This is a genomic window from Bradyrhizobium sp. 172, assembly GCF_023101065.1.
GTDB lineage: Bacteria > Pseudomonadota > Alphaproteobacteria > Rhizobiales > Xanthobacteraceae > Bradyrhizobium > Bradyrhizobium canariense_D.
In genome coordinates this window covers 6,181,128-6,200,870 of sequence record NZ_CP064701.1, presented here as the reverse complement: position 1 = coordinate 6,200,870, position 19,743 = coordinate 6,181,128, and the positions used below count along the sequence as shown (strand labels likewise).

14 protein-coding genes are annotated in these 19,743 nt (G+C 61.7%); 6 read left to right on the top strand and 8 right to left on the bottom strand.

The features are described 5' to 3' along the window. Positions 1-14: 14 nt before the first annotated feature. The 5 genes from IVB07_RS29730 to IVB07_RS29710 form a co-directional block, all read right to left on the bottom strand. Positions 15-413 carry a nuclear transport factor 2 family protein gene (locus tag IVB07_RS29730; protein ID WP_246648595.1) on the bottom strand — a complete coding sequence of 133 codons (399 nt, stop codon included), beginning with the start codon at positions 411-413 and terminating at the stop codon, positions 15-17. A gap of 268 nt (positions 414-681) precedes the next feature. Continuing rightward, a complete protein-coding gene (locus IVB07_RS29725; protein WP_247295628.1) occupies positions 682-1,101 on the bottom strand; it encodes a hypothetical protein in 420 nt (139 codons plus the stop codon). A 960-nt stretch (positions 1,102-2,061) separates the two neighbouring features. After that, positions 2,062-4,452: a peptidase domain-containing ABC transporter gene (locus IVB07_RS29720; protein WP_247295626.1), complete on the bottom strand. Its 2,391-nt coding sequence runs from the start codon at positions 4,450-4,452 to the stop codon at positions 2,062-2,064. Positions 4,453-4,455: 3 nt separating this feature from the next. Next, positions 4,456-5,706: an HlyD family efflux transporter periplasmic adaptor subunit gene (locus IVB07_RS29715; RefSeq protein ID WP_247295623.1), complete on the bottom strand. Its 1,251-nt coding sequence runs from the start codon at positions 5,704-5,706 to the stop codon at positions 4,456-4,458. A gap of 116 nt (positions 5,707-5,822) precedes the next feature. Then, positions 5,823-6,017: a hypothetical protein gene (locus tag IVB07_RS29710; RefSeq protein ID WP_157643074.1), complete on the bottom strand. Its 195-nt coding sequence runs from the start codon at positions 6,015-6,017 to the stop codon at positions 5,823-5,825. Positions 6,018-6,810: 793 nt separating this feature from the next. Here IVB07_RS29710 and IVB07_RS29705 point away from each other — a divergent pair. The 5 genes from IVB07_RS29705 (at position 6,811) to IVB07_RS29685 (ending at position 15,241) form a co-directional block, all read left to right on the top strand. Then, on the top strand, positions 6,811-7,428 hold the full coding sequence (locus tag IVB07_RS29705; RefSeq protein ID WP_247295621.1) for a sigma-70 family RNA polymerase sigma factor: 618 nt from the start codon (positions 6,811-6,813) through the stop codon (positions 7,426-7,428). 141 nt (positions 7,429-7,569) lie between these two features. Further along, entirely contained in the window at positions 7,570-8,112 is a 543-nt protein-coding gene (locus IVB07_RS29700) for a hypothetical protein (RefSeq protein ID WP_247295619.1), read from the top strand. Between the two features lie 730 nt (positions 8,113-8,842). After that, positions 8,843-12,022: a hypothetical protein gene (locus IVB07_RS29695; protein WP_247766794.1), complete on the top strand. Its 3,180-nt coding sequence runs from the start codon at positions 8,843-8,845 to the stop codon at positions 12,020-12,022. Positions 12,023-12,034: 12 nt separating this feature from the next. Beyond that, complete coding sequence (locus tag IVB07_RS29690) at positions 12,035-13,858, top strand: type I secretion system permease/ATPase (RefSeq protein WP_018458879.1); 1,824 nt, start codon at positions 12,035-12,037, stop codon at positions 13,856-13,858. An 18-nt stretch (positions 13,859-13,876) separates the two neighbouring features. After that, positions 13,877-15,241: an HlyD family type I secretion periplasmic adaptor subunit gene (locus tag IVB07_RS29685; protein ID WP_247295615.1), complete on the top strand. Its 1,365-nt coding sequence runs from the start codon at positions 13,877-13,879 to the stop codon at positions 15,239-15,241. An 811-nt stretch (positions 15,242-16,052) separates the two neighbouring features. Here IVB07_RS29685 and IVB07_RS29680 read toward each other — a convergent pair. The 3 genes from IVB07_RS29680 to IVB07_RS29670 form a co-directional block, all read right to left on the bottom strand. Further along, positions 16,053-17,225, bottom strand: coding sequence for an ERF family protein (locus IVB07_RS29680; protein ID WP_247368007.1), 1,173 nt, complete (start codon positions 17,223-17,225; stop codon positions 16,053-16,055). 17 nt (positions 17,226-17,242) lie between these two features. Beyond that, a complete protein-coding gene (locus IVB07_RS29675) occupies positions 17,243-17,470 on the bottom strand; it encodes a hypothetical protein (RefSeq protein ID WP_018458884.1) in 228 nt (75 codons plus the stop codon). A 71-nt stretch (positions 17,471-17,541) separates the two neighbouring features. Beyond that, a complete protein-coding gene (locus tag IVB07_RS29670; RefSeq protein ID WP_018458885.1) occupies positions 17,542-18,351 on the bottom strand; it encodes a YqaJ viral recombinase family protein in 810 nt (269 codons plus the stop codon). Between the two features lie 658 nt (positions 18,352-19,009). On the opposite strand from IVB07_RS29670, the gene IVB07_RS29660 reads away from it, so the two are divergent. Then, positions 19,010-19,186 carry a type II toxin-antitoxin system VapC family toxin gene (locus tag IVB07_RS29660; RefSeq protein WP_247766793.1) on the top strand — a complete coding sequence of 59 codons (177 nt, stop codon included), beginning with the start codon at positions 19,010-19,012 and terminating at the stop codon, positions 19,184-19,186. Positions 19,187-19,743 lie beyond the last annotated feature (557 nt).

Below are 19,743 nucleotides of genomic sequence, written 5' to 3'. Positions count from 1 at the left end.
ATACGACGGCGAGTTCAGTTGAAGGTATGTAACCTCAGCTTCAGTGAGCCATCCGCTTGACGCTCGAACACATGGGTGGCAATGCCGCCGGCACTTTGGCGGCTCCCATCCGGTCCCTTGCCGTTGGCCGTCCATTTTGCGGTACTGTAGACGACCTTCTCGTCTCCACCCGCATCTATGATTGTTAGTTTGTGATCAGTGAATCCGCCTGAAAACAGCCCAGCAAAGAATTTTTCGATTTCTTCCGGACCCGATATAACCTGATGCGTTGGTGGTAACACTTTCGCGTTTGAAACGTACGCTGTGGCGACCCCTTTGGCGTCAGCTTTGTTGAACGCCGTATCCCACGCGGCATAAGCTCCGGTAACTTCGGCTCTCACGTCGGAGTTCGTCGAGGAGGCCAGGTTCGGCATGATTCCCTCCCTCAGAATTGGCTTAGTGACCTCCATCATACTACTGCTGGCCAGTCCGCGAAATCGGAACTCGCGGGAACAGGGCGTGCTATTAGGCCGCGGACGAAACGAGGGCACATCCATACTTCCGCTGAGGGCTATGAGCGCCCTTTTCCGACTTCCTAGATTTCACACCGGCAGGGGGATGGGCGCAGCAAGTCCAATTGTCGGAAGTCACGCCGAGCCCGGCGGGATAGGAGGCGAGTTTGGCGAACGTGATCGGCAGAACCTAGTTTTCGAGCTCGACGTACCCCCGAAGCCTGAAGACGATGTCGGGCACAGCGTGGCGCAGGCGTGCAGCGTCTTGCGACGTAGTCGAGAACGGTGCGAACCTGATCATGGCGTTCCAAGGTCGACTTCCGTAGACGGTGATCGAGACTCCGGATTTCGGAAAGCCATCCATTTTGCGAAGCTCACCAAGGACGAGGTCGGCGATCGCCACCGCGGGCAGTCGCGCTCGTTTTTCATCGGGGCCGCCCGGGGACAAGGGAACGAGCGGCTTGGCTGGCGGCGCTGCCGCGACCGCGGGCTCCCGTTGGAGTGTTGACGGCATCTCCGGCGCCGGAGGCGCGGCGACGGGCGACGCGGACCGAGCAAAAATACCACTGATTAACGCCGCAAGGCCTGCATCTTTCGCGTCATCGCTCATTCGCTCTCTCGCAGTTGAGGGTAGCCTAGCAGCTTTCCGAAAGGATACCACCACGCCCTGGGCAAGCGCAGGGCGGTTCCTGTGTTCGCGATCGAACATTCAGGCGTGCAAAGTTTCGCTAAGCTCCTCCTCAGCGAGATACCTGATTCACGAAGGGGCGTCGAAGGTGTTGGGCGCTCTGGTGATGCGCTGGCGTATGCGCAATTTTTTGTTGATTTGTCCATCGTGCAAAAATGCCGCTACCGGGATCCACGGGCGCTACATGCTCGGCCAGGAGCGATTGACGTGCGATCGCTGCGGAGCGACTGACTGTATGACTTTCTGGCGTTTTGAAGGGATAGCTCACCGCGCGTGCGCGATGAGCAGCCGGAAGCACTCTTGCGTTCAGGGATAGTTAGAACAGCGCTTTTTTGGGGGATAAGAGAATGACAAATTGTGTGATCGTTCGGGCCTATGGAAGGCAATTGGATCAGTTGCGCGGAGAGGCATCCCGCATTTTCGCGGGCAAACAAAATCGACTGGTGGATCGAGCGCGGAGTCCAAGGCACACGATTTTGCTTTGAGGACGCTGACGCGAAGAGGGCGTTCGTCTCAATCTGCGAAAACGTCGGTGTTTCGCATATTGATGGCGCCCCGCCCGCGTGAACAGGCGAGACCGCGACTGGTTTGTTCGAGGCGTTCTTCGAATGCCTTGATGGCGGCAGCAGCCAACCGGAGCGTGAGCATCGAGACTAATTCCATGAGGTTCGGAGCGACCCAGGCTCAAGGCTGGGGGAAAGTTGAGCCCGGCCTTACATCGGAATCCAGGCAACAATGAATCGACTTGTTGAGTCCTATCCGGCCAGGACGTCCTCGCGCGACTTCAGCAGGCGTTTGGCCAGCCGATGGCGTATCCGAGCGGGTCATCGAAGCGAGTGCGCCTTGCATGTCACGCGAAGGATCCGGACTGCGCGAGCCGAATCAGCATCGTGAGAAGTCGATCCTGGCCAGCGCTTCACCGGGGTTGTCGGCTTTGCCACAGTCGTCGGACGGCTTGGGGTTGCAGTCTTTCCGCGGCTGGCAGCAGTCCTTCTGTGAATGGCAGTCGTCGTCCTTGGCGTCTTTCCAGTCACTATCGCGCTTCGAGCAATCGCCCGTGGGGGCACCGGGGCAGTCATCGTGGCCGGTCTCGGCCGATTTCGCACCTTCGGCGGCAAACCCGGTGACGCCGACATCTTGCGCAGGCCCCGCTTCTCGTCTGAGGCTCGTCATTCCGGCCCGAAACGGTCTGGCCGCCGCGGCAAGATGGATGATCATATCTGTTCCATGGGTAATTTCCGGTCGGTGCGCTACGCTCACGCGAGTCATACTAAGGTGCCGGAGATTCGCATTGATTTCCTTTTCCTTCTCGGTGTCGAGATGTGCCGTGCCCTCGTCGAGAAACAGGATCTTTGGTCGGCGATAGAGCGCGCGCGCAAGCAATACTCGCTGTTTCTGCCCGCTAGACAACGAGCTTCCCATGTCACCGATGAGGCTGTTGTAGCTCATCGGCATTGCCATGATGTCGTCGTGGATGCCGGCAATCCGCGCGCAATCGATCATCGCTTGCAGATCGAAGGTTGTATCAAAAAAGCAGATATTGTCGGCAATCGATCCCGACAGCAATTGATCCTCCTGCATCACCGCGCCAATCTGCTCGCGATAAGCGCGCGGTCCAATCTGGCCTAGCGGAAGACCGTCGATCAGAACCTCTCCGCTCGTTGGCTCGAGCAGCCCAAGCATAATCTTGACAAGAGTCGACTTGCCGCAGCCCGATGGTCCCATGATCGTCACGAATTGTCCGGGAGCAACGCACAGATTGACGTTGTTAAGAATCAGAGACTCTCCTTCTGCATACCGGAAGCACACGTTCCGCAGTTCGATCGCGCCGCGAATCTGCCGGATATACGACAGGTCCAGGTGGTGCCCGCGCTCGAGCGGGGTGAGCGCAATGTCGGCGAGACGCTCCAGGTGCAGTCCGAGAATGCGGACATCTACCAGCTTCTCGATCAACAGCGCTGTCCGCTCAGCGAACTGCAGCTTGTAGCTGACGAACGCGAATATCATTCCAACCGTGATGAGGTTGTCCAGTGCGAGACGAGCGGCGAGGTAGATCGTGATTACGTTCTCCAAGCCGAATATCGTGTCGTTCATCGCTTTGAAGCTGATCCTGGCCCGGCCTAGCCGCACGTTGGCGTTAATATACGCAGCATAGCGATTCAGCCACTGGCCCTCCCGTTCGTTCTCTCGGTTGAGCAACTTTAGGCTTTGCACCGCTCGCACGGTTTCGATGAAGGTGGAGTTCTCGTCTGCCTTGCTGTGAATGGCCACTTCGCTCCGTTGTCGGAACATCCCGAAGAGAGCGAGCCGCAGGGCGGCATACAACGCGAACGCCAGCAGGACGACAAGTCCGAGCTGGATGCTGTAGGTGAACATCAACACCAGCATCAACACCGACATGAGACCGTCGATCAACCCCGTGATCAATCCCTCCGCGAGCACGTTGCGGATGGGCTCGATCGAATTGAAGCGTGACAGGATGTCGCCGATGTGCCGCTTTTCGAAGAATGAGAGCGGCAAGCGCACCAAATGATGAAACAGCCGCGCGCCGATTTGAAAGCTCAACGTGTTTTGCAGAACGAGAATAATGAAGGAGCGGGTTGCGGTCGAGGCGATCCGTATCAGGAGAAGGAGCGCGAATCCTAGCCCGAGTACGACCAGGAGATCGACATCTCCCCTGGCGATGACCTCGTCAACCGTGAGCTGCATATAGAAAGGGGCGGCGAGGAGAAGCAATTCGATGACCACTGACAGAACTAGTATTTGGGCCAGAGCATAATTGCTTCCGTTCATTCCGCTCCAGAAAACCGAGAACGGCAATCGCATTCTCTCATCTGTGCGGCAGAACGTTTCAGTAGGCGAGAGTTCGAGCGCGACCCCGGTAAGATGTCTTGATGCTTCAGTGAGGGGAAACCATTTCTCGCCGGCTGCCGGATCGTGCACCACGATCCCTTTCCTCCTGTACGCTTTCAGTACAACGAAATGAGCCATGTCCCAGTGCAGAATAGCCGGCAGACGCAATTGGCAGAGATGGCCGATCTCGATTCGCAGCGGCCGACATGACAGCCCAAGGTGAGCTGCTATCTGCATGAGGTCGCGGAGAGTGACGCCCTTTAGGGACACTGGATGCCGCCGCCGCAGGCTGTTCAAGTCAGTTCGATGACCATGATAAGACGCCACCATGGCGAGGCATGCGAGCCCGCATTCCGTCGCCTCCGTCTGCCGGATGACCGGGAGGGATCTGCGTCCGCTGAAATTCAATAGTCCCTGCATGGGCTACATCCTTGCGCTTAACACCGGATCAAGCAGCCAGCTCATCAGGGACCGCTGCTCGAGGATCACGTCGGCCCTGAGCAGCATGTCCGGCTGAAGCGGCATCTTACGGCCATAGGCGTCGATGTCGGGCCGCTCGAGAGCCGCAGTCACACGGTAAGCCGGTTCCTTGAGGGCGATCGGCCCGGTCGTTTCGTTGCCGGTCAGAATGGTGTGAGAGACGTTGGTCACGCTGCCGCGGTAGGTGCCGAATTTCTGATAAGGAAATGCATCGTAAAGTATCCGAACCTGCTGGCCGGGACGCACAAAACCAAACGCGCGTGTCGGAAAGAACAGCTCGGCCTGCAAGGGCGCATCAACGGGAATGATTTCGAGCTGCATATGCCGGGGATCTGCGATTTGGCCTATTGTCGCCTGCAGCGTCGATACGCGCCCACTCGTTGGCGCCTTGATAACGTAAGCCTGCCGCCCATTCACTTCGGCCACGCGCTGTTCGATCGAGGACAGTTCATTACGCAGTCCTCGGATCCTCTCTGCGGCGATGGTTGGGAGTTGCTCGAGTGTATGCCGAGCGTCTGTCAACTGGGTGTGTCGCGCGGTGATCTGCTGATCGAGCGACACCACACTCTGCTTTTGCTCAAGTGCGGCCTGCTCGCGGCGCTTGAGCTCAATCGTTGGTAATGCGCCGCTCGCGGTTAGCTTAGCGCCCGTTGATACGAAGCTCTCGGAAAGTTTCAGTCGCTCGTTTTGGATGTTCCGCTGGTCCTCGAGTTGGATAATCTCTCCTTCAATCCCCTTGATCGTGGAACCGAGGCGATCCCGTTCTGAGGCGGTTCGGCGATCTTCGGCATCGATCTGTCGCTCGACCACATTGCGTTGCTGCGTCAGCACCGCAAGTACGGTCGCATTGACGTCATCGCCATTGGCCGTGATTTGGGAAGTAACTATGGTCAGGAGCGGGTCGCCCCCCGCAACCTCTTGCCCCTCCTTCACGTGTATCGCCTTGATGAAGCCCTGTTGTGATATGAAAATCTTAGCTGTGCCGGAGGTCGGCGTCAGATACCCGGAGACGGTCTCCTTGCGGGCGTATTGCGCGATGGAGAGAAAACACAAAATGAATACAACGAGCGCCGCAAGGCTCCAGCTAAGAAGTGTGCTCGACAGCGGCTGCAGCAATACGACCTCACCCCAGGTGTGGCGCTGATGCAAAAAGTCGACGGCTTCCTTACGAAACAGAGTTGGTCGGTTCGCCATGGACGCACCTTACTGAAGCGCTGCGCGGAGTATCTTTCCGCCAAAACAAGACTGCGGATGGCTACCGGAGAACCGCTTCCCCTGTTGGAGAAGCGGTTCGCCGATGCATCCCGCCTTTACCCAATAAAGACTTGGGACTGCTTGGACAGCAGGCCAACCTGAACTTGGTTTCCGCTGAGCACATTGATGTCGCCAGTTCGGATCAGTGATCCGCCATCCTGGCAGCCACAGCCGCCGGTGCCGGCGGCCACGAGGTCGAGCTCCTCATCAGACAGTTCGATAGGGTGAGCAAGTTTGGTCATCTCCAGCATGTTGGTCTCCTTTCGATGTAAGTGGCGGAACATTGATGTAACTGTTGCCACGTCATCACTAGGTGCGAGACGCCAATCTGGATGCACGGTCGCGTAAATTTTGTGAGCGGCACGTGTTTGACGCTTGTTGTATCGCGTTCTGCAGCGTCGTGTGCAAGGCGCTTTAAAGTGGGACTCGGTGGCGGCTTCGTCACAGTGAGTTGGACGGTCTGGTCTGCTGGATGTTCTGCGCGGCTGAGATGCGACATCGCGCCTTCGAAGGAAAGCGCGATGACGCGCCATGTGGCGAGCTCGGCCCAAGAAGCGCCTTAGCTTGTTTCGATCGCTGCACTCATCGCGGAAGCTGCGCAAGTCGCCGCGCCCTGTCACGTCCTGTCACATAGCGTGTTGAAGGTGCTTCGAATGTCCCTCGATGGCATTACATGGTGGTCGGATCCGATGCGTGCTCTGAAGTTATAAACGCGACTAGCGACGATGTTGACGCTCTCCATTTTGGAAGTTGGCTCGAGGACTTACGTTGCTCCTCTCAGCGGCTCACCTAGCAGCCGAGAACGACGTGCTATGGTCCGCCTGCACTCTGACGACCACGTCACCCTTTGGCGATTGGGAAAAAAATTTTTGAAAACTTCCGGGAACGAAGTCGATGCTTGCTGACTTGAGTTCGCCGACAGCGATTTCGTATTTTGTTAAAACCGATCATTTAAATGAATTAAATGCGCGATATTAAATGCCGCAGGCCCTGTGCGTGAAAATGTCGCGCATCTGCTCTGCCTTATGAGGGGTGACTTCGACCATGCCCCATCAGTGCCTCGATTTAACAAAGGCAAGGTCTCGCTGCGGCGTAGCGCGCCATGACAGCTATCTCACTGGCGAGACGGCTCTTAATTACGAAACAGCTCTGCTTGAGTGCGCCTCCGGATCGCAGTCTGCCGTCGGCCAGATCTACGCGCGGGAGAAGGAACAGTTGCGCGCGATGGCGCACCGTATCGTGCACGACAGATCGCGTTCCGAGGACGTCATCCACGACGCATTCGCGCAGATTCTCCGATATGCGAAAAACTTCGATCCTGCACGAGGATCCGCCCGGGGCTGGATTTACGCGATCGTCCGCAACACGGCGCTCAAGATGCGGCAGAACGCCAGGCGCGAACTCGCGCTCGAGGACGATGCATTGAATGCCATTTGCGCGCGCGAGCAGGCCGCTCCGAACCCTGCCTCTTGTATCCCAGACAGCATGACGCTGCGAACCATGCTCGATCAACTCGAGCCACAGCGCCGCGCGAGCCTGCTTCTGGCGATCGTCGACGGGCGCACGCACGAGGAGATTTCCGAATACCTCCGGGTTCCTGTCGGAACCGTCAAGGCGTGGATCCGGAGAGAGCTTGTGGCCATGCGCCGGCAGCTCGAATGACGCGTGAATTGTTTTTTCGCCGCTGCATCCATCGGCGTGCTTCGGCGACAGTAGGGGTGATGGCGCGGTGATCCGGGCAGGGCACGCGCGCGTGACGCACGTGCCCGCGACTGTCGCAAAGCTGAAGCGAGGAGCGAAGCCATGTCTATCCTGAGCAGTGTTACGAGCATTCTCGGGCTGATAAAGGGCGCCCCACCCGAGCAATGCACGTCAACCAAGCCCGACGATTATGACGACGGCAGGCTGTCAAAATGGAACGACGATCACAGCGCTGACGACGACTGCTCGAAGAACGGCGACGGCAAGGACAATTATGCCAAGCTTAGCGGCGCCTACCCCAAGGGCGACTACCCAGAGCACGATGGGGGCTGGAAGGACGCCAACGACGGCGAATACCAGCCCAAGGACCATTGCGATCTCGAGCCGGCTGACGATGGCAGCAGGGGCGACACCGATCGCAGTCCGGGTGACGCGCTGGCCAAGTTCGACTTCTCCCATAGTGAGTTCGCGGGTGATTTCAGCTCGCACGGTCCAGATCATTCGGGTGACATACACGGCGCGCTAGCTTCGATGTCTTGCGACGATGCGCTCGAATACGCCATCGGTTTGATGGGCCCAATGGATTACTTCGACGTAGGGCATTTCGACACGGCGACGGATACGTCGCACGACACGGACGCCTGACATGCCGAAGAGACTCGCCTGGCGGTGAATGCTGCCGGGCGAGGGTGATTTTTGATCAAGAAAGGCGGCGGTCATGCACCAGGTAGAAAAGCGCGAATTGTTCGAACAAGAGCGGAAGATTTTCGAAGCCGGAGTGCAGCGCGCCGACAAGCGATCCGGCTCTTTCAGTTTCTTGACCCGGTCGTTCTTTATTGCCCAGCTAGTTGCCTGCGAGGAGTTTCTTGCCGCCCCGTTCAAATCTGCGCTGGCCAAGCAAGAAGACGCGACAGCCGCTCAAGCAGGTGCGGGGCCGCAAGGGACAAATGACGAGCTGCCTGCGAGCGATCCCGCGAAACCGGGCGCGGAGGATGAGAGGCCAAAAGGGCCGGCCGCCTCGTGGGACACGCATGTGGCTCAGCTCGATCCGACCGGGCTCCTGGCGGAGCCGCATGAAGACGCGCCCAGACCGAGCACCGCTCGTGGCGAAGCAGTCGCTACTGCGAACTCTGGGGGTGGGGGTGGGAGTGGCGACGAGGTCGATTTTTGCAAGCACCATGCTCACGCCTCAGCCGACGTTAGTTGCGTCAGTCGCGTCAACTCGCTTTCAGCGGATTCCGACCTCGGAAGCACTCAATTGCCCGGTGAGTCAACGCTCGAATCCGTTGGGTCTAATGTGCTTTGCGACTCGTTTAGCCCGTCGATCGTCAACTCCTTTCCCGCGCTTGGAATGCTCGGCGGCCTTAGTAATGACGTGGTGGTAGGGATTGCGCCGGTCGAGGCGGCGGTGCCGCCGACGCTCGCGACGGCGAGCGACATCGTCATCACGGTGCCCAACGACGTGGCCGGCACGATTGCGTCGGTCGCGGCGATGGTGCCGCCGGCGCTCGCGACCACGAGCGACTCCGTCAGCACGCGATCCGATGACGAGGCCGGCGCGATCGCGCCGCTCGAGGCGGCTGTGGTGCCGGCACTCGCGACGGCGACCGACACCGTCAGCGCGCTGCCCAACGACGTGGTTGGCGCAATGGCGCCGGTCGAGGCGGCGGTGCCGCCGGCACTTGCGACGGCGAGCGACAGCGTCACCGCGCTGCCCAACGACGTAGTTGGAACGATTGCGCCGGTCGAGGCGGCGGTGCCGCCGGCACTGGCGACGGCGACCGACACCGTCAGCGCGCTGCCCAACGACGTGGTTGAGGCGGTCGCGCCGATCGAGGCGGCGGTACCGCCGGCACTCGCCGCGGCGACCGACACCGTGAGCACGCTATCCAACGACGTGGTTGGCGCAATCGCGCCGGTCGAGGCGGCGGTGCCGCCGGCACTGGCGGCAGCGAGCGACAGCGTCGGCGCGCTGCCTAACGACGTAGTTGGAACGATTGCGCCCGTCGAGACGGCGGTGCCGCCGACCCTGGCGACGGCGACCGACAGCGTCAGCAGGCTATCCAGCGACGTGGTTGGCGCAATTGCGCCGGTCGAGTTGGCGGCGCCGCCGGCACTGGCGACGGCAACTGACAGCGTCAGCACGCTACCCAACGACATGGTTGGCGCGATTGAGACGGTCGAGGCGGCGGTAGCGCCGGCACTCGCCACGGTGACCGATACCGTGAGCACGAGACCCAACGACGTGGTTGGCGCAATTGCGCCGATCGAGGCGGCGGTGCCGCCGGCACTGGCGACTGCGACCGACACCGTCAGCGCGCTGCCCAACGACGTGGTTGGCGCGATCGCGCCGGTCGAGGCGACGGTGCCGCGGGTGCTCGCGACGGCGACCGACAGCGTCAGCACGCTATTCCACGACGTGGTTGACGCAATTGCGCCGGTCGAGGCGACGGTGCCGCCGGTGCTCGCGACGGCGACCGACGCCGTCAGCACGCTGCCCAACGACGTGGTTGGCGCGATTGCGCCGATCGAGGCGGCGGTGCCGCCGGCGCTGGCGATGGCGACCGACATCGTCAGCACGCTATCCAACGACGTGGTTGGCGCAATTGCGCCGGTCGAGGCGGCGCAGCCGACGCTCACGACCTTCGCCGACACCGCGGGCACGCTGCCCGACGACGTGGTCGGCGCGATTGCGCCGGTCGAGTCGGCGGCGCAGCCGACGCTATCGACTCTGGCCGACACTGCGAGCACGCTGCCCGATGACGTGGTTGGAACAATTGCGCCGGTCGAGGCTACGGTGCCGCCGGCGCTTGCGACGGCGATCGACACCGTGAGCACGGTGAGCAACGAGGTGGTTGACCAGACGACGGGTCCAGACACTCAGTCGACCGCGTTGTCGCAAACGGTTGCATCGGAAAGCACGGGAACTGACACGCTTGATAGTTCAGCATCACCCCTTGAGATCGCGGAGGCGGAACTGATCACCGGTAACGGTGCCCCTGGTCATGTATCACAGCCCACCGATGTGGCTGGCAATGCACTTGCGAGTGGCGCGCCGGTCCTTGACACGAGCGCACCTGTGCTAACCACAACAGTTGCCGCTCTGACCAATCCGGCCGGCGAGGTGTCGCATCCCGTCGACACGGACAGCGTGGCTGGCGATGCTTTGGCGAGTGCGGCGCCCGCTGCTAACACCAGCGAGCCTGCGCTCGCCACAACGGCTGCCGCTCTGGCAGATGCGCCGAGCGACCTGTCGCAACCTGCCGACACGGGTAGTGTGGCTGCCGATGCTCTGGCGAGTACGGTGCCGGTCCCTGACACGAGCGAGCCGGTGCTCGCCACAACGGCTGCCGCTCTGACCAATCCGAGCAGCGACGTGTCGCATCCGGCCGACACTGGGACCGTGGCTGGCGATGGTCTTGCGGGTGCCGCGCCGGTCCTAGACACGAGCGAGCCCGCGCTCACCACAACGGCTGCGGCTGCGACCGATGCGACCAGCGACGCGTCGCAATCGGCCGACACGGGCAGCGTGGCTGGCGATGCTTTGGCGAGTGCGGCACCGGTCGCGGACACGAGCGAGCCGGTGCTCACCACAGCTGCGGCTCTGACCGATGCGCCGAGCGACGTGTCGCAAGCGGCCGACACGGGCGGTGCGGTTGGCGATGCCTTGGCCAGTGCGGCGCCGGTCGCGGACACGAGCGAGCCGGTGCTCACCACAACCGCGCTGACCGATGCGCCAAGCGACGCGTCGCAACCGGCCGACACGGGCAGCGTGGCTGGCGATGCCTTCGCGAGTGCGGCGCCGGTCGCGGACACGACCGAGCCGGTGCTCACCACAGCTGCGGCTCCGACCGATGCGCCGAGCGACGCGTCGCAACCGGCCGACACGGGCAGCGTGGCTGGCGATGCCTTGGCCAGTGCGGCGCCCGTCGCGGACATCAGCGAGCCGGCGCTCACCACAGCTGCGGCTCCGACCGATGCGCCGAGCGACGTGTCGCAACCGGCGGACACGGGCAGCGTGGCTGGCGATGCTTTGGCGAGTGCGGCACCCGTCGCTGACACGACCGAGCCGGTGCTCACCAGCACCGGAGACTCGCTCAGCACCCCCGCGACCGAACCGGTGGCGCCGGCCGTGCCGGACACCAGCAGCGCTCAAACTCCTGGATCGGCCGACACGCTTCTTGCGCTCGCCACCACCGCTGACGCACCGATCGAGAGTTCGGCATCCGCCACCACTGCCCCGGAGAACGTCGTGACGGACACCTCAAATGCCGCGGCGACGACCGCCGTCGCGGGCGATGTGATCGCGTTGAACGATGCGCCACCGCCGCCGGCAGATTCGCTGTTCAACGGAACCCAGTATACAGACTATGGCGTCACGCTCAGCAGCGAGATCGCGCCCTCCCAGACTGCCGTGTCGCAGGCGGACACCGCATCGGCGCAAGACGTTTCGGCGCCGCTGGCTGCCGACGTCCAAAAACCCGCGCCGCCGCCTCCCGACATCGTGGATAATACTCCGATCGATCATGTTGGAACTCATGATGCCATCCTCTAGTGGGAGGCAAACATGGCAGCTGTCGAGACACTGGACGATCCGCCGCGCAACCATCATTCCGGAGCTCAACATCGCGTCGCACCCGGCGGCGAGGCCCGCGACTATGTCGGACCTGTCAACGCGCTGGCCGCCTGGCGTTCGGTCGCGCGCACCAACCTCGTAGCGGTCGCAGCATTTTCGGTCGTTGTGAATCTGCTGATGCTCACGTTGCCGATCTACCTCTTTCAAATATCCGATCGCGTGCTGACGAGCCGTAGTCTCGAGACACTGCTGATGCTCTCGGCTCTCGCGCTGACGTTCATCGGTGTCCTCTCGATCGTGGACATTCTGCGTCGGCAGGTGCTGGGGCGTCTTGCGACCAAGATGGAAGCGGTGCTGGGCGGCGCAGTGCTGGCGAGCAGCATCAACAACGCCAGGGCCGGCGAGGGAGGAACCATCCAGGCGATCCGCAGCCTTCACCAGGTGCGGGGCTTCATCTCGAGCCCTATCATGCTTTTACTGATGGACGCGCCCCTCTCGCCCCTCTACTTCGCAGTCATATTCCTCGTTCACCGAGATCTGGGCTGGATCGCAGTCGTATCGGGTTTGGTCCTGGCACTTATTGCGCTGATCAACCAGAAAGCGACCTCGGAGCGTCTGAGCGAGGCTGGCCTGCATGCCGCCGAGGCCGATGCGGCGGCGGAGTCGCTGGCGCGAAATTCGCAGGTGATCAATGCGATGGGAATGCTCAGCGAAAGCATTCTCCACTGGGGGCGCCGGCAGGCGCCGGCGCTGACGGTGCAGAGCCAAGCCCTTGACCGGAATTTCTGGATCAGCGGTGCGTCGAAATTCGTCCGCCTCGTGGCCCAGATCACGATCCTTGGTACCGGTGCCTATCTGGCCCTGCACGCCGAGATCACCGGGGGTATGATGATCGCGGCTTCGATCATTGCCGGCCGCGCCCTGCAGCCGCTCGAGGGCTTGATTGAGGGATGGCGCAGCTGCGTTCAGGCGCGATCGGCCTATGCCCGCGTCAAGCAGGCCGTCGAGTCATTTCAGCGCGAGGCGCCTAAGCTGCGCTTGCCCAGACCGCAAGGGCGCCTGAGCGTTGATCGGGTCTTGTATCTGCCGCCGGGCTCGAAGGAGCCGGTGCTCAATGGCGTGTCGCTCGAGCTCGCGCCCGGAGAGTCTTTGGCCATTGTCGGACCGTCCGGATCGGGCAAGTCGACGCTCGCGCGCATTCTGGTGGGTTGTCTGGTGCCGACAGCCGGCAAGGTCAGGCTGGACGGAACGGAGCTGCGCAATTGGGATCGCCGCCAGTTCGGGGAATATAGCGGTTATCTGCCCCAGGAGGTCGAGCTATTTCCCGGGACCATCAAGCAGAACATCTGCCGCATGCGCGACGACTTGCCCGACGAGAGCATCTATGAGGCGGCGATATTGTCGGGAATTCACGACATGGTCTGCCAGTTGAAGCAAGGATACGAGACCGTGCTCGACCGCAGTGGCGGGCCGCTCTCGGGAGGACAGAAGCAGCGCATCGCGCTCGCCCGGGCTTTCTTCGGTAATCCGTCCCTTGTCGTGCTCGACGAGCCCAACTCGAATCTCGACGCGGCGGGCGAGCAGGCTCTGACCGAGACCCTGCAGCGCGCCAAGAGGCGGGGGGTCACCGCCGTGGTCGTAACCCTGCGCCCGGCGCTACTGAACAGTGTTGACAAAGTGCTGATACTGCGGGCCGGACGCGCGGAAGCATTCGGCTCTCCGAGCGAGGTGTTGCATCGCCTGGTTCGGTCGCCCGCCAGGGCCGGCGGTGATGAGCCGGAGCAGCCGCAACGCATCGAATCCTCGGGCGGGTGACGAGCGCGGGAGGACAGCATGAGAGCGGTAAAGGACGACATCGGCGAGTGGTACCGCGGTGTTCCGCTGAGCGCCAAATGGCCCATCTTCACCGGCCTCGCCATCTTGGTTGTTTGGCTCGGCTGTTTCGGCGTTTGGGCCGCAGTCGCTCCCCTCAACAGTGCGGTCGTCGCCTCGGGTACGTTCGTGGCTACCGGGCAGAACAAGCTTGTCCAGCACTTCGAGGGCGGCATCATCCGCGAGATTGCGGTCAAGGACGGGGATGCCGTCGAGGCCAACCAGGTCCTGGTTCGCATGGACGATACCGCTGCCAACGCCAAGCTGAAACGGCTGGTTTTGAAGAAGTATCGACTGCTCGCCATGAAGGCGCGTCTGGAAGCTGAAATGAGCTCTTCTGACGCAATCGAAACCCCGGCCGCATTCAGCGAGAACGCACGTGATCCAGAAATCAAAGCGATTCTTGAGCGGCAACGTGCCGAGCTTCAGGCCCGCCGGGCAAGTCTGGTGACCGACGAAAGCGTACTCCTAAAGCAAATCGCTGGGCTGGAGGAAAGCATCCGCGGATATCAGGCGCAAGTTCAGTCCACCAAAGAGCGAATTTCCTTGTTCGTCGAAGAGCTGAAGGACAAGAATTCCCTTCTTGGCCAGCAGTTGGTCCGCAAGTCGGATGTGCTTGCGTTGCGACGCTCAGAGGCGGGTCTCGGGGGTGAGCTAGGCGAATATCTCGGCCGCATCGCCGATTCGAAGGAGCGGATCGCCCAGGCGAACGAACGAATAGCGCAGCTCCACACGACGGCACTTCGGGAGGCGATCAAGGAGTTGCGCGAGACCGAGGCCGAGCTGGACGACGGAGAGGAGCAGATTCGCGCCGCTCAGGATGTGGTCGATCGGGTCGATGTCCGGTCGCCCGTTCGAGGTATTGTGGTGAAGAACAACTTCCATACACCGGGCGGCGTGGTCTCTCCTGGTGCCGTGATCCTTGAGCTCCTGCCGATTGGCGACGAGCGCATCATCGAGGCACATGTGAACCCCAAGGACATTTCGCATGTGAGCGTAGGCCAGGAGGCGCTGGTGCGGCTGTCGGCGCTCAACCAGCGCATCACGCCCATGGTCGGGGCGAGCGTCATCTACGTGTCAGCGGACGCCTTGGCGGAGCAAGTGCAGGGGAAGGCCGAAACCCGTCGCGACGGCGACACGCGTGGGGAATTCTATGTTGTTCGGGTGCGCCTGGACCAGGACGATATTCTCAGGCAAATGCCTGAATTCATCCCGACGCCCGGGATGCCCGCGGACATTTACATCAAGACCGGAGAACGTACGTTTTTCGAGTACATCATGAAGCCTGTCCTCGACAGCCTCTCCCGCGCGTTCCGCGAAACCTGAAGCGAGCGGTTTGGACCTCAATGCTGAGCACTCGCGTGTACGGTGAGCTCAAGCCTTTCGGTCTGAGGCTTGATAAAACGGCGCTGCTTCGCTCAGCCCTTCTCGCGTTCGTTTTTCATGGCGGCAGGATAGCCCCGAACTCGATCCTGCTCGTTTCGGCCTAAGGTCCTGAACAGCGAATGCGCGACATACAGCGTCGCTTCCGTGCGGTATCGGCGCGCCATGATCGCGAGAGTTAGCTACCCTAGCGGCCGCAATGGCATTTGCGGTCCGCGTGCCGTCGTCGAGCCGTTGGCCGGCGACGACAACGCTCAAACACATGGCGTGCTCCCGAACGGTGATTTTGCTTGCTTGGTCGGCTTGGCACCCGCGAAACGAGGGAGCCAATGGAGGCACCATGATCGGCTTGGGAGTTGCGAAACTATTCGTTAGCTTTCATGTGGCCAGCTGGGACCGTGCCGATTACCGCCCATTGCGGCACATTGAAATGGGAATGCCGGCCCCGCTGTTGGCCCCATCCTGCGGCTGGGGCCGTTTTGAATTTTAACAGCATCGTTCAACCCGGTCGACAACCATGCTTAGAGGCATTGCTATCGCGCTATTCGGAATGGGCATCTTTTCTCAGCTTGATCGCGCGCTCTTCTATGGCCGCCATACTGACGCCGCGTTCAGACTGATGCGGGAGATTGGCCGGGGTTTTGGGCTGTAAGGTTCAGCCGCGCGACCCATGGCAGGACACAAAAAGATCGCTCGGCGGTTAAGTCCCCATCCTTCGCGCCATTCGCTTCGCTGACCCCACATTGCGGCCGAGTCATCGTGCAGTGGTCCCCGGACCTGAGGCCGGCGGAGGTGGTATGGCGGACGCTGTCGCACGCTCATGGACTGGGCTCGCTGCCCAAAGCTCCTTTGCAAGGGGCAGCGGTGAGATCTGTACCTCCGACCACCATGCCCTTTCGTTTCCATGGCGGTGCAGCTGTTGATGATGCGCGCGGCACAAGGGCACCGTGAACTCGTCGCTGACCTTGCGGCCGAGCGCTCGTGGTTGCGCGAACTTGAGATGGTGGGCATCGCAGGGCGTCTGCTTGCAGATGAGACAGGGCTGGTCGCGCACGAATGCGAGGTGCGCCTTGTTGCGCTTGCGAGAGGCTTCCTTGGGGAAGGCCAGCCCGATGCTTGGCTCGGGGTTGGATTGGCCGTCGGCCGCGCCAACTCGCTCGGCGCCAACCTCAACAGATCGTTCCGCCCGCACCGGGTCTCCGAGCGCAAGCTCGTCCGGCGCGATGCTGATCTCGCAAGGGACGGCCGCCTCGAGCCGCGTCTGATAGGCGGCTTCAATTGCGCGAGCGTCTCGCTCCAAGAGGGTGTTCTTGAGCGGCAGGCTGGTCTTGGCCCAGTTCAGGAGGTCATCCCCGCTCGGGAGTGACCCCAGCTCGCCAAGCAGGCGGTTCCGGAGCTCGGCCGATGCTTGCGCATCGCGCAGCGGCTGGTTCACAACGCCTTTGACCGGCCTCGGCTTTGCCACGGGTCCGGTCAGCGACGCGAGCGGCGGGCCAGCCAGCAGATCCGGCGCATCCAGATCGTCCTCGCCGGCAATGCCGACCAGCGTGAACAGCGCGTAGCGCCGGGCATAGGTCAGGGCGGCGCCCATCCGGTGCGGGGTGGCGGTCTCAGTGACCGGGCACACCGGCCAGTCGGAGGCGATCCATTCGCCCGAGCTGTGGAGTAGGGTGGTGGTGAGCCTGATGAGGCCGGTGTCGGAATCAATCGCGGTCGCTTGCACGGTCGCGATCCCGTACTTGGTGAGGCACTTGCGCACGATCTCAAGACCGCTGGCGAGCGAGGCGTAGCGGAAGGTGCGGCTCTCTTCGCGCGGGAAGGGTGATGCGATCGTGGCAGTCAATGATTTCTCCGGGTTGTCCAGCTCGGCCTGCGCCTTGGCGAGCGCGCCGGCGATCTGGCTGATGGTCTCGCTGCATCGCTGCATCGCCGTCTCCGCTGAAATCATCGGTTGTTCAGGACGTCCAGCTGGACCGCCAAGACGACTCCGGCGACGACCAGCTGCTGCTCTAGGTGACGGACCAGGCCGAGCAGCACGTGGTCTTGGGCGCAGGACGCTTCAAAGCCGTGGAGTTTGGCCCACAACTCCCCGAGCAGTTCGAACGCTTCCTGATACGGCTCCGGAGGATCCGAGGAGGGGTCGAGATGGATAAAGTCAAAGCGCGGCTGCATCGACAGACTCTCTGAAGGCGGGGAGCTGGCGCCGCGCCAAGCCGCGGCCCGCGGTTGATCTGGCCGGCTGCTTACGCGGCGTCGACCACTTCGAAGCTGATCGCGCCGGACTTGGAGCGCTTGGCCCGCAAGCCATGGCCGCTCGCCTCCTTGGCGTCTTCCGGCACCAGTGCCTTGAGCTCGGTTTTCGCCCGTTCGTGGTCCAGCGCCGCGGCGCGGGTTTGGCGATAGAGCGCGGCCAGTTCCGCCCAGACGTTCGAGCCGGTCATGTCGACCACCCGCACCGCCGCTAGCCGCGGCCGGGGCGGCTCGATGCCGAACAGCTGCGGCGCCTCGCCATTTTGCACGCAGCGCCAGAACTTCTTCTCCGCGGTGAGCAGCAGATGCTGGTACAGGGGATCGGCATGGAGCTCGATTTCCAGCCACTTGCCGCCGCCGGTGATGATCGAGAGCACCGCGGCGCGGGCGGCGACCACCCACATGTTGTGCTGGAGCTGCGCCATGTGCTTGTCGGCCGCCGCTTCCTCAGAGAAATTCCAGGGCAGCATGAACTTGGCCTCGAACACCGCGCCGGTTTGGTGCACCCGCCCATCCAGGGTCGCGGCCATCCACTTGTGCACGTGGTGGAATACCCGCCGCTGAACGTGCTCGATGGCGCGGCCGGTTTGGCGCTCGTACCAGGCGCGATTGAGGGGCTCGGTCGCGGTGCCGAGCTGGACGATGAGATCGCCCGACAGGTCGATAGGTTCGACCTCGCCGCGCTTTTCCTGCCAGAGCCGGAGCAGTGCGCCTGCGTCGTTGCCCATAATGATCCGAGCATCGGACCCGCCGATGAACGAGCGGCGGTCTTCGAAACGCTTTGTCCAGCTGGTGGATTTCATTCAAGATCGCTCCCTACACGAATCGCTCCATATGGGCAAATATAACCCATTTAGGCTAAAGTCAACATGAAAAGCAAGCTTTCTAGCGCTCAGATCAGGGCCGGTAGAGCATTGGTGAGGTGGAGCGCGGCTGAGCTTGCGGAGGCTTCGGCGCTTGGCGCCAATACTATTCGCCGCGCGGAAGTAAGCGACGGAGATACTTCGTTGACAGCGGCGAATGATCAGGCAATCCGCCGAGCCCTAGAGTCGGCCGGCGTCGAGTTCATCGACTCGAATGGAGGAGGTCCCGGCGTTCGCCTCCGGAAAGCAGCCGAGGAAAGACCGCGCCAATAGCCCGCAGACCACGCCCTGGAATTTAGGTGTGCGGTCGCTGCGCGCGGTCGGGTAGAATGGCATGACTTACATGGTAGAAGGTACCAATGGGCTTGAACATCAAAACCCGTCTGGCTGCAGAGCTCGCGCAGCGCACCGGTGAACCCATGGCTGCCGCGGTCACGACCGCCGTTCCCCAAGCGCCTTGAGCGCGTCCACCGCGAGCAGGACGCCCGGCTATCGGACCGACGTCTGCAGATCGGTCAGACCGTGCCAAGCGCTTGAAAGAACCTTATCGCTCGGCCAATCACAGCGAACTCCTTTACGATAATCGTGGACTGCCCCGATGATCATCGATACCTCCGCGCTGGTCGCCATCCTGCGTGACGAACCCGAAGCGGAAGCCTCCGCACTTGCGATCGAGAGCCATTCGCCGCGCTGCATGTCGGCCGCCAACTTCGTTGGAAGCGGCACTCGTGATCGATGGAAGCCGCGATCCGATCGCCAGCCGACGCTTCCATGATCTGCTTAAGGAAGCACGGATTGCCATCGAGCCGGTTACTGAACCTCAGGCACGAATTGCGCGTGAGGCTACCGTGATTTTGGCAAGGGCAGCGGACATCCCGCCAAGCTGAATTTCGGCGACTGCTTTGCTTACGCGTTGGCAACGACCACGTGAGCCCCTGCTCTTCAAAGGCGATGACTTCATCGATACGGAAATTGCGGCGGCCTTAGTCTGACAGCCCCGCAAGACCATCCGGCGAGCAGTCCCTTGATGGGGAAATTTCGGTCACTTCAGTGAACGAGCAGCCCCTTCGGCAAGCGCTCAAGTTCGCCCGGGTCGAGTTCATCGAAAACGGCGGCGGACCGGGCGTGTGGCTACGAAATCAGCGAACTCGAAAACTAAGGATCGAGGCGAAGCGTCATGGTGTCGTAGTTCGCGCATGAAGCTCGCAGCTTGAGCAGCGGCAGGCTCGGAGCATCAGAAATCGCATCCGGAATTCAAATGCGAAAACGAACCCAATTTTGGTGCGCGAAATCAAGCATTTCAATCGTATCGCCGTTCAAACTTTGCGTTCG